Source organism: Ruegeria sp. CDSB117, assembly GCF_059611005.1.
Window position 1 is genome coordinate 70,766 of sequence record NZ_JBXWOS010000018.1, and the last position, 23,029, is coordinate 93,794.

28 protein-coding genes are annotated in these 23,029 nt (G+C 57.8%); 8 read left to right on the top strand and 20 right to left on the bottom strand.

Translation table 11 applies throughout. The features are described from left to right. Positions 1–19: 19 nt before the first annotated feature. Positions 20–1,258, bottom strand: coding sequence for an aspartate kinase (locus AC2FJC_RS18085; protein WP_058272246.1), 1,239 nt, complete (start codon positions 1,256–1,258; stop codon positions 20–22). Positions 1,259–1,423: 165 nt separating this feature from the next. On the opposite strand from AC2FJC_RS18085, the gene AC2FJC_RS18090 reads away from it, so the two are divergent. Further along, on the top strand, positions 1,424–1,777 hold the full coding sequence (locus tag AC2FJC_RS18090; protein WP_058272247.1) for a hypothetical protein: 354 nt from the start codon (positions 1,424–1,426) through the stop codon (positions 1,775–1,777). Here the strand turns inward: AC2FJC_RS18090 and AC2FJC_RS18095 are convergent. The 5 genes from AC2FJC_RS18095 to AC2FJC_RS18115 all read right to left on the bottom strand — a co-directional run bounded on the left by AC2FJC_RS18095 (position 1,771) and on the right by AC2FJC_RS18115 (position 4,807). Beyond that, positions 1,771–2,409 carry an SDR family NAD(P)-dependent oxidoreductase gene (locus AC2FJC_RS18095; RefSeq protein WP_496740561.1) on the bottom strand — a complete coding sequence of 213 codons (639 nt, stop codon included), beginning with the start codon at positions 2,407–2,409 and terminating at the stop codon, positions 1,771–1,773. The two genes, AC2FJC_RS18090 and AC2FJC_RS18095, sit on opposite strands and share 7 nt — an antisense overlap. 3 nt (positions 2,410–2,412) lie before the next feature. Further along, the gene (locus AC2FJC_RS18100; RefSeq protein WP_108861745.1) at positions 2,413–2,856 is read right to left on the bottom strand and encodes a DUF1178 family protein; all 444 of its coding nucleotides are present in this window, start codon (positions 2,854–2,856) and stop codon (positions 2,413–2,415) included. A 71-nt stretch (positions 2,857–2,927) separates the two neighbouring features. Continuing rightward, positions 2,928–3,392, bottom strand: a complete 465-nt coding sequence (locus AC2FJC_RS18105) for an NUDIX hydrolase (RefSeq protein WP_496740563.1) — start codon at positions 3,390–3,392, stop codon at positions 2,928–2,930. A gap of 124 nt (positions 3,393–3,516) precedes the next feature. Then, a complete protein-coding gene (locus AC2FJC_RS18110) occupies positions 3,517–4,260 on the bottom strand; it encodes an EcsC family protein (protein ID WP_058272251.1) in 744 nt (247 codons plus the stop codon). Between the two features lie 52 nt (positions 4,261–4,312). Beyond that, a complete protein-coding gene (locus AC2FJC_RS18115; RefSeq protein ID WP_496740565.1) occupies positions 4,313–4,807 on the bottom strand; it encodes a GNAT family N-acetyltransferase in 495 nt (164 codons plus the stop codon). A gap of 71 nt (positions 4,808–4,878) precedes the next feature. Here AC2FJC_RS18115 and AC2FJC_RS18120 point away from each other — a divergent pair, with 71 nt between their 5' ends. Then, the gene (locus tag AC2FJC_RS18120) at positions 4,879–5,484 is read left to right on the top strand and encodes a flavin reductase family protein (protein WP_496740567.1); all 606 of its coding nucleotides are present in this window, start codon (positions 4,879–4,881) and stop codon (positions 5,482–5,484) included. After that, the gene (locus AC2FJC_RS18125; RefSeq protein ID WP_496740569.1) at positions 5,484–6,125 is read left to right on the top strand and encodes a CatB-related O-acetyltransferase; all 642 of its coding nucleotides are present in this window, start codon (positions 5,484–5,486) and stop codon (positions 6,123–6,125) included. The genes AC2FJC_RS18120 and AC2FJC_RS18125 overlap by 1 nt, the downstream gene beginning before the upstream one ends. 29 nt (positions 6,126–6,154) lie before the next feature. Here AC2FJC_RS18125 and AC2FJC_RS18130 read toward each other — a convergent pair whose 3' ends face one another. Next, positions 6,155–7,789 carry a SulP family inorganic anion transporter gene (locus AC2FJC_RS18130; protein WP_472724206.1) on the bottom strand — a complete coding sequence of 545 codons (1,635 nt, stop codon included), beginning with the start codon at positions 7,787–7,789 and terminating at the stop codon, positions 6,155–6,157. A gap of 200 nt (positions 7,790–7,989) precedes the next feature. On the opposite strand from AC2FJC_RS18130, the gene AC2FJC_RS18135 reads away from it, so the two are divergent. Further along, complete coding sequence (locus tag AC2FJC_RS18135; RefSeq protein ID WP_282120020.1) at positions 7,990–8,862, top strand: S-methyl-5'-thioadenosine phosphorylase; 873 nt, start codon at positions 7,990–7,992, stop codon at positions 8,860–8,862. 9 nt (positions 8,863–8,871) lie between these two features. Here AC2FJC_RS18135 and AC2FJC_RS18140 read toward each other — a convergent pair whose 3' ends face one another. After that, positions 8,872–9,738 carry an alpha/beta hydrolase gene (locus tag AC2FJC_RS18140; RefSeq protein WP_496740571.1) on the bottom strand — a complete coding sequence of 289 codons (867 nt, stop codon included), beginning with the start codon at positions 9,736–9,738 and terminating at the stop codon, positions 8,872–8,874. Between the two features lie 212 nt (positions 9,739–9,950). On the opposite strand from AC2FJC_RS18140, the gene AC2FJC_RS18145 reads away from it, so the two are divergent. Next, positions 9,951–10,967 (top strand): DUF418 domain-containing protein, encoded by a 1,017-nt coding sequence (locus AC2FJC_RS18145; protein WP_496740573.1) that lies wholly within the window; start codon positions 9,951–9,953, stop codon positions 10,965–10,967. 52 nt (positions 10,968–11,019) lie between these two features. Continuing rightward, positions 11,020–11,649, top strand: coding sequence for a LysE family translocator (locus AC2FJC_RS18150; protein ID WP_282169121.1), 630 nt, complete (start codon positions 11,020–11,022; stop codon positions 11,647–11,649). Between the two features lie 4 nt (positions 11,650–11,653). Here the strand turns inward: AC2FJC_RS18150 and AC2FJC_RS18155 are convergent, their stop codons facing one another. Next, complete coding sequence (locus tag AC2FJC_RS18155; RefSeq protein WP_496740575.1) at positions 11,654–11,836, bottom strand: hypothetical protein; 183 nt, start codon at positions 11,834–11,836, stop codon at positions 11,654–11,656. A gap of 299 nt (positions 11,837–12,135) precedes the next feature. Here AC2FJC_RS18155 and AC2FJC_RS18160 point away from each other — a divergent pair, with 299 nt between their 5' ends. Then, on the top strand, positions 12,136–12,675 hold the full coding sequence (locus AC2FJC_RS18160; protein WP_058272309.1) for an adenine phosphoribosyltransferase: 540 nt from the start codon (positions 12,136–12,138) through the stop codon (positions 12,673–12,675). Between the two features lie 170 nt (positions 12,676–12,845). Further along, positions 12,846–13,328, top strand: a complete 483-nt coding sequence (locus AC2FJC_RS18165) for a fasciclin domain-containing protein (RefSeq protein ID WP_496740577.1) — start codon at positions 12,846–12,848, stop codon at positions 13,326–13,328. Between the two features lie 34 nt (positions 13,329–13,362). Here AC2FJC_RS18165 and AC2FJC_RS18170 read toward each other — a convergent pair whose 3' ends face one another. From AC2FJC_RS18170 to cyoE, 11 genes are all read right to left on the bottom strand, one after another. After that, positions 13,363–14,778, bottom strand: a complete 1,416-nt coding sequence (locus tag AC2FJC_RS18170; RefSeq protein ID WP_496740579.1) for an FAD-binding oxidoreductase — start codon at positions 14,776–14,778, stop codon at positions 13,363–13,365. A gap of 38 nt (positions 14,779–14,816) precedes the next feature. Continuing rightward, a complete protein-coding gene (locus AC2FJC_RS18175) occupies positions 14,817–15,635 on the bottom strand; it encodes an MBL fold metallo-hydrolase (protein WP_496740581.1) in 819 nt (272 codons plus the stop codon). Positions 15,636–15,723: 88 nt separating this feature from the next. Beyond that, a complete protein-coding gene (locus AC2FJC_RS18180) occupies positions 15,724–16,350 on the bottom strand; it encodes a hypothetical protein (protein WP_170561007.1) in 627 nt (208 codons plus the stop codon). A 4-nt stretch (positions 16,351–16,354) separates the two neighbouring features. Continuing rightward, a complete protein-coding gene (locus AC2FJC_RS18185) occupies positions 16,355–16,939 on the bottom strand; it encodes a GNAT family N-acetyltransferase (protein WP_496707182.1) in 585 nt (194 codons plus the stop codon). Then, on the bottom strand, positions 16,939–18,201 hold the full coding sequence (locus tag AC2FJC_RS18190) for a M16 family metallopeptidase (RefSeq protein WP_496740584.1): 1,263 nt from the start codon (positions 18,199–18,201) through the stop codon (positions 16,939–16,941). Before AC2FJC_RS18190 ends, AC2FJC_RS18185 begins: the two co-directional genes overlap by 1 nt. Then, entirely contained in the window at positions 18,198–19,586 is a 1,389-nt protein-coding gene (thrC, locus tag AC2FJC_RS18195; RefSeq protein ID WP_496740586.1) for a threonine synthase, read from the bottom strand. Before thrC ends, AC2FJC_RS18190 begins: the two co-directional genes overlap by 4 nt. Next, on the bottom strand, positions 19,583–20,260 hold the full coding sequence (locus AC2FJC_RS18200; RefSeq protein ID WP_496740588.1) for an SURF1 family protein: 678 nt from the start codon (positions 20,258–20,260) through the stop codon (positions 19,583–19,585). Before AC2FJC_RS18200 ends, thrC begins: the two co-directional genes overlap by 4 nt. A gap of 170 nt (positions 20,261–20,430) precedes the next feature. Then, the gene (locus tag AC2FJC_RS18205) at positions 20,431–21,246 is read right to left on the bottom strand and encodes a cytochrome c oxidase subunit 3 (RefSeq protein ID WP_058272267.1); all 816 of its coding nucleotides are present in this window, start codon (positions 21,244–21,246) and stop codon (positions 20,431–20,433) included. 22 nt (positions 21,247–21,268) lie between these two features. After that, entirely contained in the window at positions 21,269–21,844 is a 576-nt protein-coding gene (locus AC2FJC_RS18210) for a cytochrome c oxidase assembly protein (protein ID WP_496740590.1), read from the bottom strand. Then, on the bottom strand, positions 21,844–22,005 hold the full coding sequence (locus tag AC2FJC_RS18215) for a cytochrome c oxidase system small membrane protein (RefSeq protein WP_170561014.1): 162 nt from the start codon (positions 22,003–22,005) through the stop codon (positions 21,844–21,846). Before AC2FJC_RS18215 ends, AC2FJC_RS18210 begins: the two co-directional genes overlap by 1 nt. Then, entirely contained in the window at positions 22,002–22,958 is a 957-nt protein-coding gene (gene cyoE, locus AC2FJC_RS18220) for a heme o synthase (protein WP_058272269.1), read from the bottom strand. The genes AC2FJC_RS18215 and cyoE overlap by 4 nt, the downstream gene beginning before the upstream one ends. Between the last annotated feature and the right edge of the window lie 71 nt (positions 22,959–23,029).

Here is a 23,029-nt window from a genome sequence, read left to right on the forward strand (position 1 = left end):
AGACCTTTGGCTGAAATGCTCAGGCCGCCTTGTCCAATTCAAAGGCATCATGCAGTGCCTGAACAGCAAGTTCCATGTATTTCCTGTCGACAAGGACGGAAATTTTAATCTCAGAGGTTGTAATGACCTTGATATTGATCCCCTCATCCGAGAGTATCTTGAACATCTTGGCCGCCACGCCCGACTGCGAGCGCATGCCGATCCCCACGACCGAGACCTTGCAGACATCCTGGTCCGCGACCAGTTCGGCATAGTTCAGCTCACCCGCATCCTTGATTGCCAGCAATGCCTGTTCGGCGCGCGCCACCTGATCGGTGGGGCAGGAAAAGGTCATGTCCGTGCGCCCCTCGTCCGAAATGTTCTGCACGATCATATCGACATTCACGCCCGCATCGCTGAGCGCGGTAAAGATAATCGACGCGATGCCCGGGCGGTCAGCCACCGAGACAACGGTCATCTTGGCTTCGTCGCGGGAATAGGCCACACCGGCCACAACATTGGATTCCATGATATCCTCCTCATCGCAGACCAGGGTACCGGCCTCGTCGGATTGTTCCTCAAAGCTTGAAAGAACGCGCAGTTTTACCTTGTAACGCATCGCCAGTTCGACAGAGCGGGTTTGCAGAACCTTTGCCCCTAACGAGGCCAATTCCAGCATTTCCTCGAACGAAATTCGGTCCAGCTTGCGTGCTTTTTCGCAGATGCGCGGGTCGGTGGTATAGACACCGTCAACGTCCGTGTAGATGTCGCACCGCTCGGCACCGAAGGCGGCGGCAAATGCCACGGCGGTGGTGTCCGACCCACCCCGGCCCAGGGTCGTGATACGGCCTTCGGGGCTGATGCCCTGGAACCCGGCGACAACGGCAACCTTCATGCCCTCACCAAACTTCTGGTTCAGGTTATCGGTCGGGATTTCTTCGATCCGGGCCTGGCTGTGGGCGCTGGTGGTCATCAGCGGAACCTGCCAGCCCTGCCAGCTCCGGGCCGGGACATCCATTTCCTGCAACGTCAACGCCATCAGGCCAGCGGTAATATTCTCACCCGAGGACACGACGGCATCATATTCCCGCGCATCGTACAACGGTGATGTTTCATCGACCCAGCCCACAAGCTCGTTTGTCTTGCCGGACATGGCCGAGACGATGACGATCACGTCATAGCCCTTCGCCACTTCGACGCCGATGCGCTTGGCTGCGCGGCGGATACGGTCAAGGTTGGCAACCGAAGTGCCGCCAAATTTCATCACGAGTAAGGGCATGGGGGCAAGTGTCTCCGCGCCTTGGATTTCTGGTCCCGTGCGTCTTATGCGAGGGGGGCCGCAAGGGCAAGAGTTCAAAACCAGTCGGATGGCCGCACCTGATCGCTTTACAACCGACCAAGAGGCTGTCAGCCTGCAACTCGCATTTATTCCCAGAGGTTCTCCATGATCCGCGCTGCCGCAGCCCTCGTCCTTTTATCCTCATCCGCCTTTGCACAGGTCTCAACGCTGGCTGCAACCGACGGCAAGAATGCACTGGGTACGGTGCCCTGTGCCAAAGGCGGTGCAGCGCTAAGCAGCTGCCACGCCGAACTGCGCCACCATGACGACGGGACCACGACCCTGGCAGTGGGGCTGGGCGGCGCCGAAGTGCGCAGCATCTATTTCACGGATGGTGTACCGACCTCTAGCAGCTCACCTGCCCGGATCAGCCATGAAACACGGGGCGATTTAACGGTGGTCTTCATCGATCCGGATGAAGTCTACGAAATCCCCACGGCAGCGTTGAAACGTCAATAATCGTGCGGCTGACCATCCCAGGTTTCAAAACACCCGGTAGTGGCGAGTGACAATGCCCCAAAGCGGTCAAGTAGCCCGTCGGCAGCCTGATCAACAGTGATCGCAGCCTGAGTGCCCCCCATATCCGTCTGCACCCAACCCGGATGATAGATGCCAACGGCGACTCCATCCGCGCGCAGATCAGTGGCCAGATTCCGCCCCAAATTCAGGGCTGCTGCTTTGGACGCGCGATAAATATAGCTGCCACCGGGCGCGCGTGTGTGCGACGCCATCTGCGACGACAGGATCACAACTTTGCCTTGCGCTGCCCGAAGATTGGGCAAAAGCGCCTGCACGGTTAGAAACACGCCCGTCACATTGGTCGCAAAACTCTGCGCCCACATGTCGGCAGGATAGCCGTCTATGCCGTGGCCTTTGTCCAGATAGACCCCGGCGTTGCAGATCAACAGATCAACCGGACGACCCGCAAGCCCTTCTGCCATAGAAGCCTGCTGCTTCGGGTCTGTCACATCCAGTACAAGTTGTGCACTGGTATCCCGCGCGGTTCCGGTTACGTCATGCCCCTGCGCGCGATAACGATCTGCCAGAGCTTGCCCAATTCCGCGATTAGCCCCGGTGATAACGATATGCATGGGTCAGTTCGTTTTACGGGTGGGTAGGAAAGGCAACGGCGAAACTGGCACGCCGTCTTCGATCAGCGCTTTGGCCTCATCGGGCTTGGCTTCGCCATAGATCGCGCGTTCGGGCGCATCGCCCAAATGGATCTTACGCGCCTCTTTGGCAAAATCCTTACCGACATAGTCCGAGTTTTCCTCGACCTTGCGACGCAGATCCGCCAGCACCTTCTCGATGTCTGGCGACGGGGTCGCGACATCCACCTGTTTGCTTTGTGGTTCAGTTGTCTGGGCATTGCGGGCCGGACGAACGCGAGGGGTCATGATAGCCTTATCTACTTGCGCGTCACCACACACAACGCAGGTCACCATACCTGCGGAGGCGAGTTTGTCGTAAGCGGCGGCCGATTGAAACCAACTGTCAAATGTATGGTCGCGGCTGCATTTCAGCGAATATTGAATCATGGTCCGTCCATTTTCCGGTAGGCAAATAGATACCGACAGACATGGCAAGATCAAGCCCTTCGCAAGGCGACTCAGTGTAGAATCGGGCCAAGACGGCGTAACAAAAGGGACAGTTCCCGCGATTTCACCAGAGAGGCCGCTTTTTTAGGCGAAACCCATTTTCGCTTTCGTTGGGCCCGTTCAGGAAATTCAGGCGCAATGGACGTAACACAGAGGGGAAAGACATCCACCAGACACAATACGGGGTTCGTACTGGAGCGGGGTTTCAAATATGAGAAACGACCCATGGGCTTGATTGCGCAATTGCCTTTAACCCCAGCCTCTTCCCAAGCTTCTCGTCTGGCGGTTTGCGATGGTGTCATATCCGCGATCAGCCAGCCCTTCGGTATGATCCAGCGCTTGGATTTGCGCGTTGTGATCAGCAAAACCCTGAGCTTTCCGTGTTTGATGCGATAGCAGAGCGCTGCCGATTGATGCTTAAGCCGCAGGTGCTGTTCGCTTCCCTGCAGACACGTCGGTTGCCTCGCACCGATCACGCCGCACCACCTTTCAAACTGCTTTCATCCTCAATCGCCGACCTTTGAGGTTCTTATACATTTAGCGGCCGGCTGGGGTCAGAATACCATATGGTGCGGTTTCTTCCAAGCATTTAGGCCGGTTTCAAACGCGGGCAGCCAGCTTCCGAACCAGATCTTCATGCGGGATATCGGCATCGATTGCCAGTCGTCGCAGCCCAAAGTGAACTCGGGCCACCTGCTGATAGTACCGGGTGTAGACGTAGTTCGTACCACCCCCTGCGATCGCACCCAGAACCGGTATCGATTGCGCCGCCAGCTTCTGGCCCAGTACAATGGACAGACGCGGCGCCACCGCTGAAATTAGCTTTTGCATCGCTGGGCCAGTCAACGTCAGGCGGACCGAAAAGAAGCCAAGATCTGCGCCATCGTCAAAAGACAGTGGTCCGGCTGCAGACAGGACCCGAACGCAATCAAATTTGACGCCTTCCTCGGACGGATCGAATCCTTCGCGGAACGCCGCACCCTGAATGGCACGCAATAGCATGGCCGTTGTTGCAGGCAATTCCATCAGGGCAGTCGACACGCCACCCATGCCACCGGCCGCCCCCATCGCCGTTGCGACAGCCGTGTTCACCCATGGCTTTTGATCCGGAACAGCCCGGCGAGACCCCTCGGCTGCATGCATCGCTAGCCAAAGCGCCTGTTCGGTGGCCCCTGTCAGCCCCTCCCGCACAGATACAGGAAGTTGTTCCAATAGCGATTCCGCCGACCCCCCCAAACTGTTCAACAGTTTAACACCGGGACCTCCGGCGGTTCTGTAATACTTGGCCAACCGATCCAATTCGGCATCGGTATCCAGCTTTTCGACTAGAAGCACGTCCTGCATATAAGCCCTCCTGACGTTAAACATCGGGGCTGAACGGCAGGGTTTCAATAGCTCAACGCGTCCAGCGGGTCACCTCGCCACGCACATTCAACCATTCACCGGGGCTCAATTCCGCGCCTAGGACCCGGTCTGGGTTTGTTGGCGGGGGCATTTCCACACCGGAAAGTCGTGTGAACCCGAAACGCGCATAATAAGGCGCATCGCCCACCAGCATCGCCCTTTGCCAGCCTATTTCGCGACCGGCCTCAAGCCCCTGATGGATCAGGAATCCCCCCAGACCTTCGCCTTGATGGGTCGGGTGCACCGCCACGGGGCCCAGCAACAAAGCGTCGTGATCGCCCACATGCACGGGCCAGAAACGGATCGCCCCGGCCAGAATGCCCTGCCCGTCGCGCGCAACAAGCGAAAGGCCCGTCACGGGTGGAACATCATCGCGCAGACGATACGAGGACAGCGCCTCACGCCCCGGCGCAAAGCACAGGTCGTAAAGTGCCTCGACCTCCCACCAATCATCCGGCTCCTCCGGCCTGATCACGAACTGCTGCACCCTGCCCTCTTTTCCTAGCTGGCAATCGCCCTAGCACTTCGGTACGCCTTGGGCAAACGCTTGGAGATCTTATGTTCTATCGCCCCGAAGACGGCCACGGCCTGCCGCACAATCCGTTCAACGCCATTATCACGCCACGACCGATCGGCTGGATTTCCACACGTGACACAGATGGGATCAACAATCTGGCTCCGTATTCGTTTTTCAACGGCGTTGCTTACACCCCGCCGCAGGTGATGTTTGCTTCAACCGGAACCAAACACGATCAGGACGGCACGAAAGACAGTCTTGCCAATATCAAGGCAACGCGGGTGTTTTGTGTAAACGTCGTGGCCCACGCACATCGCGACGCAATGAATGCCAGCTCAGCAGGCTTGCCGAAACATGTCGACGAATTTGGCCATGCAGGCCTGACACCCTTGGAATGCGAAACCATCCCATGCGCCCGGATCGATGGGGCTCCGGCAGCGCTGGAATGCAAGCTAACCCAGATCGTGTCCCTTCCGGGCGAGGCCAATCGGGTGGTGTTCGGAGAAGTAACCGGCGTACATCTGCGCGACGATTGCCTGAAAGACGGCATGTTCGACGTCACAACATTCCAACCGCTGGCAAGGCTTGGGTACCGGGACTATTCGGTGGTCACCGAGCTGTTCAGCCTTTCACGACCGGATGACTAATGCCGCTTCCTGACCCCTTACGCAGATACCCGATCACGCTCCCTGATGGCTCTGATCACAAGGGCACAGTTTTCCTGTCTGAAGCGATTGACCATCCTAGGTTTAAGGCCGGAGCTTTCAGCTATGCTTCGGACTTCGATGCGCCCAAGGATTGGGCGCATCGGCTTGCCCCGTACCTGTTTCCGTTTTCGCAAGAAAAGCTGGTGCTGGGGAAGTTCTGTCAGATCGCCCATGGCGTACGTTTCATCACATCATCGGCCAATCATTCAATGGATGGATTGACGTGCTTTCCGTTTCCAGTGTTTGACCCGGACGGAATGACCGGGTTTCAGCCGGACACGCGCGACACTCTCATCGGCCACGATGTCTGGATTGGCTATGGCGCAATGATCCTGCCCGGTGCGCAGATCGGTTCGGGGGCAATTATTGGTGCCGGGTCTGTTGTTCGCGGAAACGTACCGCCCTATGCGATCATCACCGGAAACCCTGCCGAAGTGCGGCGGTTCCGGTTCGAAAAGGACACCATCGACCGGCTTTTAGCATTGAACTGGTGGGATTGGCCCGCCGAGAAGATCGCCGAAGCCGAAGAGGCGCTTCTGTCTGGTAATATCGAAGAATTGGAACGGATTGCTCCAAAGTAAAAGGCGGCCGAAGTGGCCGCCTTTTGCAATCAATGCCCGCCCAGCACACCCGTGCGGACCGAGTAATCGACGGCCAGTTCGTAGTCCGGGTCATCGTCGCTATCGACCATAAGGTGGCCGGCCTTGTTCAGCAGTTTGTGGCAATCCCGGCTGAGGTGGCGCAGCATGACGCGTTTGCCCGCAGCCTCGTATTTTCCAGCGATGTTTTCGATGGCTTGCAGCGCGGATTGATCCACGACGCGGCTTTCGGCAAAGTCCACGATTACAGTGTCAGGGTCGTTCTGAATATCAAACAGTTCAATGAATCCGTCGGACGAACCAAAGAACAAAGGCCCCTGAATCTCATAGACTTTTGCGCCCTCTTCCGTGGCCGAGTCCCGCGTGACTGCGTGAATGCGTTTAGCATTGTTCCAGGCATAGGCCAACGCCGAGACAATCACACCGACAACCACGGCAACCGCAAGGTCTTCCATCACGGTCACAACAGTCACCAGAACAATGACGAACGCATCCATCAGGGGCACCTTGCGCATGATTTTGAACGAGTTCCATGCAAAGGTCCCGATCACCACCATGAACATCACACCAACCAGCGCGGCCAGCGGAATCTGCTCAATCAGCGGTGAGGCGAACAGGATGAACACCAGCAGGAACAGGGCCGCAGCAATCCCGGCGATGCGGGTGCGGCCGCCGGATTTTACGTTGATCATCGACTGACCGATCATCGCACAACCGCCCATGCCGCCGAAGAATCCAGTCGCTACATTGGACACACCCTGCGCAATGCATTCTTGCGAGGCCCCTCCGCGCTTGCCGGTGATTTCACCAACGAGGTTCAGGGTCAGCAGGGATTCAATCAAGCCGATGGCGGCCAGAATGACAGCGTAGGGCAAGATGATCTCAAAGGTTTCCCAGTTCAGCGGCACCATCGGGATGTGAAACGCCGGCAGGCCGCCCTCAATTGAGGCCAGATCACCAACGCGCGGCACATCAAGTCCGAACCCAATCACAAGCGCAGCCACAACAACAATCCCGGCCAATGGTGCGGGCACGATACGCGTGATACGCGGCATGACCCAGATCACGGCCATCGTCAGGGCAACCAGACCCAACATCGTGTAAAGCTGCAGGCCCGACAACCATTCACCACCGCTTAGACCGTGGCCGGTGTTTTCCATGGTGCCCGGAACCTTGAACTGCCCCATCTGGGCCAGAAAAATCACGATGGCCAGACCATTCACAAACCCCAGCATCACCGGATGCGGCACCAGTCGGATGAACCGACCCCAATGCATCGCGCCTGCAATGACCTGCAAAATACCCATCAGAACCACCGTGGCGAACAGGTATTCCACCCCGTGTTCAGCCACCAACGCCACCATCACAACAGCCAGAGCGCCGGTTGCGCCGGAGATCATGCCCGGCCGACCACCGATCAGCGCTGTAATCAAGCCCACCATGAACGCGGCATACAGTCCGACCAACGGGTGCACACCTGCGACAAAGGCAAACGCCACCGCCTCGGGGACCAGCGCCAACGCAACGGTCAGGCCCGACAACAGCTCAATCCGCAGGCGCGAGACCGTTAGCCCCTCATCCGGCATCCAGCGGAGATCGGGTTTGGCTATACGATTGGCAAAGCTTGCCAGCATGGCTCGGGGCATGAGACGTCCTGTGGGGTTGTTTGTTCGCGCGAAAGATGCCTTTTACCTGTCATACCTGACATTAGATACTGCACCCAGCGGGACCCTGATATGCGTAAACCGCATAGCTAGCAAGCAAGTTACACAAACCCTTGAAGCCACTTGCCAAACCCGCGGCTGCCACGCAGAACTCTTACAACAGTTTTTCACGGAGAGCAGCCATGACCCAGACCAAAATCGCGATCATCGGCGGATCAGGTATTTACGACATCGACGGTTTGGAAAAAGCGAAATGGGTTACGGTCGAAACCCCATGGGGTGATCCTTCGGACCAGATCCTGACCGGATCGCTGAATGGCGTTGAGATGGCCTTTCTTCCTCGTCACGGGCGCGGCCACGTGCATTCCCCTACTGAAGTGCCTTACCGCGCCAATATCGATGCGCTGAAGCGACTGGGCGTGACGGATGTGATCTCGGTGTCGGCCTGCGGGTCGTTCCGCGAGCACATGGCGCCGGGTGATTTCGTGATCGTCGATCAGTTCATCGACCGGACATTCGCGCGCGAGAAGAGCTTTTTTGGCACCGGCTGCGTGGCCCATGTCAGCGTTGCACACCCCACCTGCCCGCGCCTGTCGGACGCGTGTGAGACTGCCGGTCGAGCGGCAGGGATAACCATCCATCGCGGCGGCACCTATCTGGCGATGGAGGGGCCGCAATTCTCGACATTGGCGGAATCCAAGGTGTACCGCGAACACTGGGGCTGCGACGTAATCGGCATGACCAACATGCCCGAGGCCAAACTCGCCCGCGAGGCCGAGCTTTGCTATGCCTCGATCGCCATGGTCACCGATTACGATAGCTGGCACCCGGATCACGGCGAGGTGGACGTCACCGCCATCATCGCCACACTAACCGGCAATGCCGAGAAAGGCCGTGCGCTTGTCAAAGGTCTGCCCGATCTGCTGGGCGCTGACCGCGCGCCCTGCCCTCATGGCTGCGACCGGGCACTGGAATATGCCATCCTGACCGCACCGGAGAAACGTGATCCCACCGTGTTGGCAAAATTGGATGCTGTTGCTGGTCGGATTCTCTGACCGGCAACTTTAGTTGGCTGGCAAAGACTGTTGAACCTGATCCCACAATCCGTGCGACCAGAGGTCGTTGTGTGTGCCGTCCGGGATGACATAGATCTGCGCCGTCTCCCCGGCCATCGCGGCCAAAGCTTCGCCGTGATGCAGTGGAACCGTTTCATCCTCGGTCCCGTGGAAGATCAAAGTCGGAACGGTGACGTTCTCGATCAGATCACGGGTCGCGAACTGATCCTGCATCAGGGCATGCACCGGTAGCCAGGGATATCTTTCCGCCGCGACGTCCACCGTAGCCGTAAAGGGTGCCTCAAGCACCAGCAGCTGTGCATTTGGGCGCTGTTCAGCTACGGCAGTCGCAACGGCTGTTCCAAGACTTTGGCCGTGCAACACAACGTCCGCACCTTGGCGATCCAGCTGGTCATACATCTGGATGCCGTCGGAAATCAGCGCCGTCTCGGACGGTTCGCCCTCGCTGCCCGGATAGCCACGGTAGCTGGGGGCCAGCAGGCCGAAGCCGCTGTTGAGGATCTCTCTCATCCGGTCGGCCCGGTCGCCCAGATTGCCAGATTGGCCATGAAAAAACAAAACCGTCGGCGCGCCTTCTATCGCGGGTGGGGCGGTCCACGCGGTCAGCGTGACACCATCGGACATAGTGAGGGAAACGGTCTCAACATCGGCCAGGCCGATCGAATTGGGCGCAGACAACTCGCCATCTGGTTTGAACAACAGCGATTGCTGGTTCACATACATATACCCCACGATGCCCGCGTAGATCACCGCAAGGACTGGAACCAAAAGGATCAGCGCGCCCTTCACGTGGGCAAGCCGCGAGGGATTGGGTTCAGGTGTCGCGTTCGCGCGTGTTTGATCTGCTTGAACCATCGGCCTCTCCGAAGCGTTGCGTCCGGTCCAAGGTTGGTGGCCCGAGGAACCGTTTCAAGCCGCACGAAGCACACTTAATCCAATCTTAAAACTTGTTGCCGCATTGCACGGCCCCGGCTCTTTTTTGCCCGTCATCTTGAAAAATCGCCTGTACGGCACCGATCTGTGGTTCGCACGGCACCGTCAAAACGCTGGCGAAACAGAGGGATAGCATGAAGCGACTTGAGGCATTGGACGCAGCGCGATTTCTGGCGTTTTGCGGAATGGTTCTGGTGAATTTCCGCATTGCTGCTGAGGTCGCCCCTGGTAGTGCCTGGGCCTCGATTCTGATCGACTCGTTGGAAGGTCGCGCTGCCGCATTATTCGTCATTCTGGCCGGTATCGGAATTGGATTATCCTCTGTGTCAGCTTCGGTACTGCTGCGCCGGGCGGCGTTTCTGTTCGTGCTAGGCCTGGTCAATATGACTGTTTTTGACGCCGATATCCTGCATTTCTACGCCGCGTACTTCGTTGTTGGTGCAGCTTTCCTGACGGCCCCCGCAGGCGCGTTGTGGCTGGGTTCGGCTGGGGTGATGGCACTGTCCATCTTCGCCGTCATGATCTTTAACTATGACCTTGGCTGGGATTGGGACACGCTGACATACACTGACCTTTGGACCCTGCCTGGTTTCTTGCGCAACCTGCTCTTCAACGGATGGCACCCGATCTTTCCCTGGGCGGCGTTCCTTTTGATTGGAATGGCCATTGGTCGGGCCGATCTTCACACAATCTGCATCCAACACCGGTTGATCATGTGGGGGTTTGGAGCCGCAGTATTTGCGCTTTTCCCGCAGATGCTGATCGCGGACCCTGATTTGGCGACCTATTTGGGAACAGAGTCCATTCCTCCTGGGCCATTCTACATCATTGCCGGTACAGGGTCAGCTTGCGTGGTGATCGGATTACTTTTGAAGCTGTGGCCGAAGATCGAAAAGCTGCCCATTGGCCCTGTCCTGACCGCGCCCGGTCGGCAGAGCCTGACGCTCTATGTGGTGCACATCCTGATCGGCATGGGCATACTGGAGGAGGCCGGGTTGCTGAACGGGTCACTGAACGCCCCGCAGATCGCGGGTTACGCTGTTGCGTTCTGCGCCGCGTCCTCGATCTTTGCCCTATTGTGGTCCCGCAAATTCAAACGCGGTCCGCTTGAGGCGCTGATGCGTCTGACAACGCAACCACGCAGGGCTTGACCTTGCGCGCTGGTCCGGGCTTGCTGCGGGAAACGTATTCACAGGATTTCCGATGTCCCTTGACCTTTGGCTCGCCTTTGTCGCTGCATCTACCGCCTTACTATTGATCCCAGGCCCGACGGTCTTGCTGGTGCTCAGCTATGCCCTATCCAAGGGGCGCAGCGTGGCTGTCGCCTCGGCGACGGGTGTAGCTGTTGGAGATCTGGTGGCTATGACGGCCTCTCTTTTGGGGCTTGGTGCGCTGGTCCTGGCCTCGGCTGCCCTATTCACGGCCCTCAAATGGGTCGGTGCCGCCTATTTGGTCTGGCTGGGGATCAAACTGTTGCGCAGCGCGCCATCAGGCGGGCTTGAGACTGTGGACACCGGGCGCAATGTCACCGCACACAGCGTTTTTGGCCATGCTGCCGCCGTCACCGCGTTGAACCCGAAATCTATCGCGTTTTTTATCGCTTTCGTTCCTCAGTTTCTGCGCCCGGCTGACCCGCTCGGACCGCAATTTGCTATCCTGATCGCAACCTTTGTGGGGCTGGCATGGCTGAATTCGCTGGCATACGCCCTTTTGGCGGACCACCTGCGCCAGATGATCGGCCGTTCGGGCGTCGTCACCGCAATGACCCGGTTCGGAGGGCTGGCATTAATCGGGATGGGAGTGGCCACCGCTGTTCTGCGCCGCCCGGCCTGAGGGCTCAGCTCTCAGCGTGTTCCTTCATGAAACCGCGAATGAACCGCCGGATTTCTCGCGCGGCCGACGTGTCCAACTCTTTGCATAGCTGAACAAACTCGTCCCGTTCATCCTTGTCCAGCCGCAGGACCAACTGACTGTTTTTCTTAGTTGAAACCTTGCCGTCTTTCGTTCCCACGCGTCCCATTCCCATCAATATCCCAGGCCTGCAAGATAGGCTTTGTATATACGTCGCATATAGTTTGTAATTCACGAGCACCTAACAACAAAAGAAGGTTATGGCAACGAACCTTCATGTCGCTCAGGCGATTTTTTCAAAAGATCAAGGCAAGGGGCACAAACCATATCTGACGCGGCCGGTCGATGCACTGTATCGCGACCACCGTCAGTCGAAACGCCGCACGCCTGGGGCGGCAATCTTTCCTTGCATGACTCACACCAATGGGCCAAACAGCCCAGCGTGTTTTGACGCCAGAGGGGATGGCCATGTCCAGAAACAAGTCGGTCAAAGATTACATTCGGACCATCGTGGATTTCCCACATGAAGGGATCATGTTCCGGGACGTCACGACCCTGTTCGCGGATCCGCGCGGTTTCCGCATGGCGATCGATCAAATGCTGCACCCCTATGCCGGTGAGCGCATCGACAAGGTCGTTGGCCTCGAGGCGCGTGGCTTTATCCTAGGCGGCGCAATCGCGCACCAGCTAAGCGTCGGATTCGTGCCCATCCGCAAAAAGGGCAAGCTGCCGGGAACCACGATCAGTCAAGACTACAAGCTTGAATACGGCGAGGCGATTGTCGAAATCCACGACGACGCCATCCAACCGGGTGAAAAAATCCTCGTCGTCGATGATCTGCTGGCGACAGGTGGCACTGCTGCCGCGGGCATCAAACTGATCGAACGGTTGGGGGGCGAGATCGTCTCATGCTCGTTCATTATCGATCTGCCAGAGTTAGGCGGGCGCAAGGCATTGGAAGACATGGGGATGGATGTCCACGTCCTGTGCGAATTCGAAGGCCTTTGACGTCCCGTGCAATCACAAATTCGTGAGTGGAAACTTGGAACCGCGCTGGCTTAGCGCGGTTTTTTATTGGATCAACCCGAACTTATCGGCACAAACAGTGATCTCTTTTCAGTGATGCAGCGTACCCCGATTGATGCCACCAAGGGCATTCCAACCAGGGAAATCATACCATGTTTCGCAATCTCGCAATTGCCGGTGTCGCAAGCCTATTCGTCTCAACTGCGGCATATGCTGATGGCCATTCCAAAGATATCGTCGACACCGCCGTCGGCGCAGGCAGCTTTGAAACCCTCGTCGCCGCCGTTCAGGCCGCAGAACTGGTTGATACGCTGAAAGGCGAAGGTCCATTCACCGTTTTTGCTCCCACGGATGAGGCGTTTGCCGCCCTTCCCGAAGGCACAGTCGAAACCCTTCTGAAGCCCGAGAACAAGGATCAGCTGGTTGCAATCCTGACCTATCATGTGGTGCCGGGAAAAGTGATGTCAGGCGATCTGTCCGATGACATGACAGCCGCAACCGTACAGGGCGGAGAAGTCAAGATTGACCTTGATAACGGCGTAATGGTCAACGACGCGAACGTTGTTCAGGCAGACATCGAAACGTCGAACGGCGTCATCCACGTGATTGACAAAGTTATCCTGCCCGCATCGTGAACCCAGCGCGCGGCCTGTACTAAATGGGCCGCGCCTACGCCTTTAGAACGGCACCCGGATTCATGATTCCTTTTGGATCAAGGGCAGCTTTGATAGCACGCATCGCAGATAGCTTTACCGGATCGCCATAGCTCTCCAAATCATCCGTTTTCAAACGGCCTATGCCGTGCTCAGCGCTGATCGACCCACCGAACTCATGCACCAGATCATGCACCGCGCGCTTAACACTATGCCGCTGGGTATCATATTCCGCGCGGTTGTGCCCCTGCGGCGGAAACACGTTGTAGTGCAGATTGCCGTCGCCCAAATGTCCAAAGCAATTGATACGGAATGTCCCCAACGCATTGACCACCTCGGACCCACGCTGGATAAACGCGGGGATATCCGAAATCGGGACCGAGATATCATGGCTTGAGACCGAACCGATCAATCGGTTAGCTTCAGGGATCTGCTCACGCACCGCCCAAAGTTCCATTCGTTGCGCTTCGCTTTGAGCTATGACCGCATCATCTACTAGCCCGCGCGCTTCTGCAGCCTCGAACACCGCCATCAGCGCTTCTGACGCTGACACGCCGCCGGAAAGTCCCAACTCCACCAGCACCATCCATTCGGGCTGGTCGTCAAAGGGCTGACGGATATCGGGCAAAACCTCGGACAGGAATTGCAGGCCTTGCTTGTGGATCAGCTCAAAGGTGCTGACCCCCTCGCCCACCTGATCGCGTGCCAGCGCCAGCAATTCAATGGCAGCATCCGGAGAGGTTACCTGGAACATCGCAGTGCCGGTTTCGGTCGGGCGCGGGTACAGCTTCAACGACGCGGCTGTGATGATCCCCAGTGTACCTTCCGCCCCGATCAGCAGGTTGCGCAGATCATACCCAGTGTTGTCCTTGCGCAAACGGCTGAGGCCGTGCCAGATTTCACCATTCGGAAGAACTGCTTCCAACCCAAGACACAGATCGCGCGCATTCCCATAGCGCAATACATTGACCCCACCCGCATTCGTCGCAAGATTTCCTCCAATCCGGCAAGACCCTTGCGCCGCCAATGCCAACGGGAACAATCGATCAGCTTCTTCCGCAGCAGCCTGAACATCGGCCAGAATGGCACCGGCCTCGGCGATTAGAATGTTCTCGGTCGGATAAACCGCGCGGATGGCTGACATCCGCTCCAGTGAAACAAGCAACGGAGCCGGGCCGTCGGTCATCACCTGCCCGCCAACCAATCCGGTGCCGCCACCATAAGGCACGACGGGAACCAAAGCATCCGAGGCGAGCCGAACGAGCGTCGAAACCTGTTCTACCGACTTCGGCAGCGCCAGAACGCCGACACGGCCTGCGAACCTGCGGCGCGGCTCTTCCAGGTATCGTTCCTCGACAGGGTGCAGAATATCATCGCCCAGCGCAGTGCGGATTGATTGGGCAAAATTGTCATCGGCAGGGTTCAGTTTCATACCCTTTCCTTGCCCAAGCAACCGCGTTCCCACAAGCCCTATTCCAGCTCAATGAGGTATTGAGGCTCAAGCACAACAACAGCCGGGCGATCGGGCAACGTGCGCAAGGACACCGTGATCTCGGACACGCCTTTGCGCTCAACCGGAAAATCTTCGCGGATATCGACCAGGAACCTGTCCAGCGAAAAGCTGGAAAACCAGTGCATCGGAATAATGACCGAGCTTTTCAGCCGCTTCAAAACCGTGATCATTTCCGGCAACGGCATCGTCGTTCCGCCATCCACCGCGGCCATCACAACGTCCAAACGCCCAAGTGCAGCAAATTGTTCATCCGACGGCACATGATGCAGATGACCCAGATGGCCTATGCACAGCCCTTCAACTTCGAACACAAAGATCGAATTCCCGCGCTCTTCATAGCCGCCGTACGAGGATCGGATGTCGGTTGGTACATTGCGCACCAACATCTCTCCCAGATCAAGATAGTGTTCGATCCCCTGCCCGAACTCGCCCCACCCCGGCAATACATTCGGAATGGCCGGGTCCGGGTGGGCGGTCCAATGGGTGCTGTGGGCATGGTTCATTGTGACCACGTCCGGGATAAGATCGGCACTGCCGATAAAGCCGGTGAAGTCCGTCACCGCGTTTAACCCGCCCTGGGTCTGAATCAGAAAGGACGCGTGAGCAATATAGCTAATCCGAACCGAGAACTCCGGCACCGGATCCTGCCAGGCTGCTTTGTGAATATACTCAATCCCCGGTGCGGCATCCGCGATGGCAATGCAATGGCTCGGCCGCCGTTCCTGTGCCGAAGCCCCACCCGAGATCACCATCAATACCGCAACAACCCAGCGCATGTCCGGAGTGTAGCGCAGAACACAGGTAAGTCACGCCTGCAGATATCGCGTGGGTGAAATCACGGAATTGGCATTTTCTAGGAGCAGTTCAGAGAACGATGCACTTCCGCAGCTTGAAGGGACGTGAGACTTTCGCCACACGTAACGCTTGTGCCAACGGATCACTCACAAAAAACGCGTGGCGCATTTGTGTGTCTATCCAGATGTCAGGACCATCCAGGGCCGAAGCGCTGACCGCAATATCCTTGTCTTGCATTGCCCCAGGCGGCTGCCAGATAGCATAATTTGGGTATGGCTTTGTGATGCGCGGAGATTGTTCTGTCAGCACGGCGGTCTTTTGCGCACCGAAGTTCAAACAGAAGTACTCGCCTTCGACCGGTGTGGTGCGATCATGCTGGAACAGCCTGACAGGATAAAGGTTGCCTTCACCGAGATCAAACTGGCGCAGAACTGCCGCACAGGCAGTAGAAACGCTACAAGTCCCGCCGGCATTGAAAAGATCAGGCTGTTTCTTTTCCTTTTTGTCTTTGTATTCCGCATACATTTCCGTGGGGAAACGATCTGCCGCCAAGGGCTCCCCAACATTGTTCCGCTTCATAGCATCGACGGCAAGTTCGTTGTTTTCGAGATAGTTGTCTTGATCAAACCCCTTAATACTCGAAACGCTTACCATCGCCCCACTGATCCAAATCATTGGCTGTTTTGCCCGCGCCATTGACCTACCCCGCGTCGGTCTTCCCGCGCCGGTCCGACCGTAGGCTGGCGTACAGCACATGCGTCCGCCACCGCCCGTTGATCTGCAGGTACGACTGCGCCACGCCCTCGTATTTAAATCCCGAACTTTCCAGCAAGCCACGGGACGGTTTGTTCTCGGGCAGGCAAGCGGCCTCAATCCGGCTCAGGTCCAGTCGGGTAAAGGCGTGATGAACGATCGCACCAATGGCCTCGCGCATGTAACCCTGACGGGCAAAAGACTGGCCCGTCCAATATCCCAAGGTTCCTGCCTGCGCCGGGCCGCGACGGACATTGTCCAGCGTGATGGCCCCCAAAAGCACATCATCCGTGCGACGGAACAAAAACAGTGGGATCGCCGTCCCACCGGCCACGGAGCGCTGCGCCCAATAAACCCTGTTGGTAAAGGACTTGCGGCTCAGATGATCCTTGGCCCAGATCGGCTCCCACGGGGTCAGGTATTGCTGCGACGCGCGCCGTAGCGCCGCCCAGTCGTTAAAGTCGGAATGCGCGGGCGGGCGCAAGCTCAGGCGCTCGGTTTCAAGTTTCAGCTTGCGTCTGCCCAACAGCATCACGCCGCACGCCTCTCCTGCAATTGCGCCAGCGTCGGTGCGCCCGAGACAGGACCGTATAGCGCCAGCGCTGCGGGGGCCTGCACTGCCATCTGTTCGGCGAAGGCACGCACATCTTCGGTGCTGACAGCGTCGATCTTGGCCACGGCATCCTCAAGCGAGGGAACCCGGTCCCAGATCTGCACCAGACGCGCCAGACGTTCCGCCCGGTTCGACGGGCTTTCCAGCCCCATCAGCATACCGGCTTTCATCTGCGCGCGGGCGCGGGCAACCTCTTCGGCGCTCATGTCTTCGGCAGCGCGTTTCATCTCATCAATCGTTATGCTGGCCAGCTCTGCCACCTGATCCGCTGACGTTCCGGCGTAAATCGTCGTCGTGCCGGTATCGGCATAAGCTCCGGTCTGCGCAAAGATCGTGTAGCACAACCCGCGTGTTTCGCGCACTTCCTGGAACAGGCGAGAGGACATGCCTCCGCCAAGCGCCGTCGAATAAATCTGTGCGGTGTAGATCGCATCGTCGCGATAGCCAGGGCTTTCCAGCGCCAGCGCGAAATGCGCCTGCTCCAGCTCTTTCTCCTGCCGCGCTTCGCCGCCAGTGAAACGGGCGGTTTCCGGGATCAATCCCTTGCGCGGCTGCAGATGACCAAACATCTCCTCGGCGGCTTTCATAAGCGCGTCGTGATCGACGGCACCGGCGGCAGACAGGATCATCTGCTCGGGTCCATAGTGTTCAGCCACAAACCCGGACAGATCTTCGCGAGAAAACGCACTGACCCGTTCGGTCGGACCCAGAATGGTTCGACCCAGCGGTTGATCGTGGTAGCTCTGCTCTTGCAACCAGTCAAAGATCACATCGTCGGGCGTGTCATAGGCCTGACCGATTTCCTGTAGGATCACACCGCGTTCAACTTCGATCTCACGCGGGTCGAAGATCGGGTTCAGAACGATGTCACCGATAACATCCATCGCCAGCGCCACATCGCCTTTGAGAACACGCGCGTAATAAGCTGTCACTTCGCGCGACGTGTAGGCGTTGATATACCCGCCCACGTCCTCAATCGCCTCGGCGATTTGCAAAGCCGAACGGCGCTTGGTTCCCTTAAAAGCCATGTGCTCAAGGAAATGCGCGATACCGTTCTGCTCGATCCGCTCATGCCGCCCACCGGCGGATACCCAAATGCCGATGGCCGCAGATTGCAGCCCCGGCATTTGTTCACTGACGATACGAAATCCGTTCTTCAGTTGGTCTTGTCTGACAGTCACTCAGCAATATGCCTTTTGATATGATCCTCGAGGGCACCCAGATCATTTGCAATGCGGGTCACCCGTTCCGGACGTTCATATAGATCAGACATGCGGGATGGAAGAGGCGGATGCGTGCCGCTTGCCTTCTCGACCGCTGCCGGAAATTTTGCGGGGTGCGCGGTGGCCAGTGTGATCATCGGAACGTCGGCCGCGCGATGTGCTTCTGCAACTTTGATGCCCACGGCGGTATGCGGGCAAACCAGTTCCGCACTGTGGGTCAGAGTGGACTTGATTGTCGCCAGGGTCTCATCCTCAGATACACGGCCCGAGTCAAAGCTTTCGCGCAGCGCTTCCATTGCGCCCTGGCTGACGTTAAAGCCGCCGTTCTTCAATTCATCCATCAACTGCGCGACAGCGCCGCCATCTTCGCCATACGCATAGTACAGCGCGCGTTCAAAATTTGAGCTGACCTGAATATCCATCGACGGGCTGATCGAGGGGATGGTGTCGCCCTTGAAGTACCCCTCGCCCGACAGGCAACGGTGCAGAATGTCGTTCTGGTTGGTTGCGACAACCAGACGATCAATTGGCAGGCCCATGCGCTTGGCAAGGTAGCCCGCGAAGATGTCACCGAAATTGCCGGTCGGCACCGTAAAGCTGACCTTGCGATGCGGTGCGCCGAGGCTGACAGCAGCGGAAAAGTAGTAGACGATCTGCGCCAGAACACGGGCAAAGTTGATCGAATTCACGCCAGCCAGCTTCACGCCGTCGCGGAAGTCGAAATCGTTGAACATGTCCTTCAGCGCAGCCTGACAATCGTCAAAATCGCCGTCCACGGCCAACGCATGCACGTTGCTGTCCGCAGGTGTCGTCATCTGCCGACGCTGCACTTCCGAAACTCGGCCATGCGGGAACAGGATGAACACGTCCACGGCGTCGAGCCCCCGGAACGCTTCTATCGCAGCCGATCCGGTGTCACCGCTGGTCGCGCCCACGATGGTCACACGATCTCCGCGCCGCTTCAGCGCCACCTGGAACAGCTGACCGATCAGCTGCATGGCGAAGTCTTTGAAGGCCAAGGTCGGCCCGTGGAACAGCTCCAACAGGAAGTGGTTTTCGTTCAACTGCTTCAATGGCGCGCGGGCGTCATGGCCGAAGCCTTCGTAGGCGCGGCCGATGATCTCTTTGAACTCACTCTCACCGAAAGATCCGCTGACATAGGGCCACATCACCCGGAACGCGATTTCCTCAAAGGGCAGTCCGGCCAGTGCCGCGATCTCATCCTGCGTCATCACCGGGATCTCGGCAGGCAGGTACAGACCACCGTCACGAGCCAATCCGGTCAGCATCGCCTCTTCAAACGTCAGTTCGGGCGCCTGCCCGCGGGTCGAGATGTATTTCATGTCGCGTCACTCTCAGAAGGGGCGCGGCTGCGCCACAGAAAATATCCGGTCATCGCGGCCCAGACCAAAGCCAGGCCAAACCATGTTATTGCATATTGCAAGTGATCATTCGGGATACCCGTCACCGAAACAGGCAAGGGTGTGATGTTGGGGTCGGTTTGCGACCGCGCGATTAGCAGAACAGGCTCAGCCCCAAGTGCGGCGGCCAGGTTCGGTACATCGCGGGCAAACCATATATTGTCGTCAATATCCGGCTCAGGCGTGTAGCCGTCAATTTCGTCCGGCCAGTGCAGATTTCCAGTGATCTCCATCGGTCCATTCAGCCTTTGATCGTGCTTCGCGGTCACAGGAACAAAGCCCCGGTCCACAAGAATTGTCCGGTCATTTGTGCTAAAAGACTGGATGATGCGATAGCCCGCCCCAACCTGTTTGACCGAGACAAGAACGTGGATCTCGCCCGGCTCGACCTCGCCCGCAATTGTGACCGGCAGGTACTTATCAGCATCAGGCGACACAGTGTCAGGCAAATCAACCGGATCGGCTGAAATCCGATTTTCGATTTCGGCTAAAACGCCTTGTTTCCACGCCAACCGCTGCATTTGCCAGACACCCAGCGACACAAGGATCGCCAGACCGGCAATGCCAAAGATCATCAGAAAGAGAATGCGGCGCATGTCAGGACCAGGTTGTGTTGTTCGAAGGCTCTGCAAGAGCCGGCGTCTTGTTAAGGGCTGCAGCCGCAGAAAGGCAACCTTGCAATTGTATAGGGCGCAATCTTGCGCCCCGAATAGAGAAAAAGCCGCCCCAAAAGGGCGGCTTTTGCAATTTGTTCGCCCGTCTGGCGCTACATCAACGGCGCCTGGCCCCAGATGTATACTGCGAAGAACAGGAACAGCCAGACAACGTCAACGAAGTGCCAGTACCAGGCAGCCGCCTCAAACCCGACGTGTTTCTCAGGTGTGAAGTCACCCTTGAGCGCCCGGATTAAGCACACTGACAAGAAGATGGTACCGATAAGAACGTGGAAACCATGAAAGCCGGTTGCCATGAAGAAGTTCGAATAGAACTGATCACCGCCGAATTTCCAGCCTTCATGCGCCAGCAGCTCATAGTATTCAAAGGCCTGCAGACCTGTGAATGCGACGCCCAGAGCTATACCGATGGCCAACCCCTGCACCAGCGCCTTGCGGTCATTGCCATGCACCAGCGCGTGGTGCGCCCAGGTGATTGCGCAGCCCGACAGCAGCAGGACCAGAGTGTTGATCAGCGGCAGGTGGAACGGGTCAACCGCATGAATGTCAGGCTGGATATATTCGGTACCGGCATAGTCGTACATCGGGTACATGCGATGTTTGAAGAACGACCAGAACCAGGCAAAGAAGAACATCACCTCGGACATAACGAACAGGATGAAGCCATAGCGCAGGCCGATGCGGACAACCGGTGTGTGATCGCCCTGGCGGCTCTCGACCACAACCTCGGACCACCATGCGAACATGGTGTAAAGAACGGCCACCAGGCCGGCCCAGAACATCCACGAGGTAACCCCGTGCATCCACAGGACGGCTCCGAACAGCATCACAAAGCCGCCGATCGCGCCGATCAGAGGCCAGATCGACGGGGCCAGAATGTGATAATCATGGTTTTTTGCGTGTGCCATCAGCGTCCCTCACCTACAGGCGTTAGTTCGTTGTAATATCAGCCTGCGTCTCAAGGGCGGCAACGCCCTCGGGCAGGTCAATTTCGTAGAATGTATACGACAGCGTAATCGTATGAACATACTTAGCTTCAAGATCCTCGACCATTTCAGGGTCGACGAAAAAGGTGACCGGCATCTCAACACGTTCACCCGGTTGCAGCACCTGCTCTTCAAAGCAGAAACAGGCGATTTTCTGAAAGTACCCGCCGGCCGAATACGGTGTCACGTTGTAGGACGCCTGCCCGGCAATGGGGCGGTCGGTCGGGTTGTAGGCTTCGTAAAAGGCCAGCCCGGTTTCACCAATGCGCACTTCCATCTCGCGCACGACTGGCTTGAATTCCCATGCCATGTCTTTCGCCTTCGAAGCGTCAAAGCGGATGGTAACCTTGCGATCCAGAATATCCTCGGGCGCAGTCGCGGCCACACCGGTGGTGCCACCAAAACCGGTGACGCGGCAGAACCAATCGTAAAACGGGACTGATGCCCACGCCAGACTGCCCATTAGGACAACCACGCCAACTGTCTGCGCAACAGTTTTCTGCGTCCCTGACAGAGCCATCAGTTCTGTACCTCTTGCGTCGCCAAGCTGAAATCTGTTCCTGAAACCTTTACGACCGTCAGACCAAATATGATCACGATAAAGGCGGCCAGCGTCAGGCCGACCCCAAGGTTACGGCTGAACCGGCGTTGGTGAAGTTCGTGGCTCTTGCGCAGGCTCATGACCAACCTCCTAACCCATAGGGTTTCAGCAGTGCTTCGACCAAGATAGCACCGAAATGCAGGAACAGGTACAGCAACGACAGCTTGAAGAACGCGCGTTCGACCTTGAAATTGTCGGCCTCGGAATCATCCTCGTTGCGGCGCGAAATCTGCCAGGCACCGCGCAGGAACAGCGCGTTCAACACCACAGCGACGGTCAGGTAGATCGGACCGCCAATGCCCGAGAATGCGGTTCCAACAGCCAGCATGGCCAGCAGCCCGGTATATACCAGAATGTGCCAGCGCGTCGCGCGACGACCATGTGTGACGGTCAGCATCGGAACACCCGCATCGTCGTAATCCGAGCGCATGAACAGCGCCAGCGCCCAGAAATGCGGTGGGGTCCACATGAAGGTCAGGGCAAACATCAGCCACGGCTCGATGGACATAGACCCCGTTGCGGCAACCCAGCCGATGACCGGCGGAAATGCCCCTGCCGCGCCGCCGATCACGATGTTCTGCGGCGTCGAGCGTTTCAGCCACATCGTATAGACGACAACGTAGAAAAAGATCGTGAAAGCTAGGAAAGCGCCAGCAAACCAGTTGGTTGCCAGACCCAGCATAATAACGGACAGCCCCGACAGGGCCAGCCCGATTGCCATCGCCTCACCCTCCTGGACTTTGCCAGACGGGATCGGGCGGCCTTTGGTCCGCTTCATAACGCGGTCGATATCGGCGTCCCACCACATGTTCAAAGCACCGGATGCGCCGCCGCCAATGGCGATGAACAGGATGGCGCAGAAGCCCACGAATGGATGAACAGGGACCGGTGCCGCAAGAAGGCCGACCAAAGCGGTGAACACGACCAGCGACATCACGCGCGGCTTCAGCAAGGCAAAGAAATCGCCAAAGCTGGCCTCATCCGCGTGGGATTGGGCGCTTACTGTGCTGGCATTGATGCTTGCGTCGCTCATTTCCGGTCCTTCTGGGGCGAAAGCCGCGCGGATACCGCGCAGCCTGCATTACTTTTGGCGCGAGTTTTCAG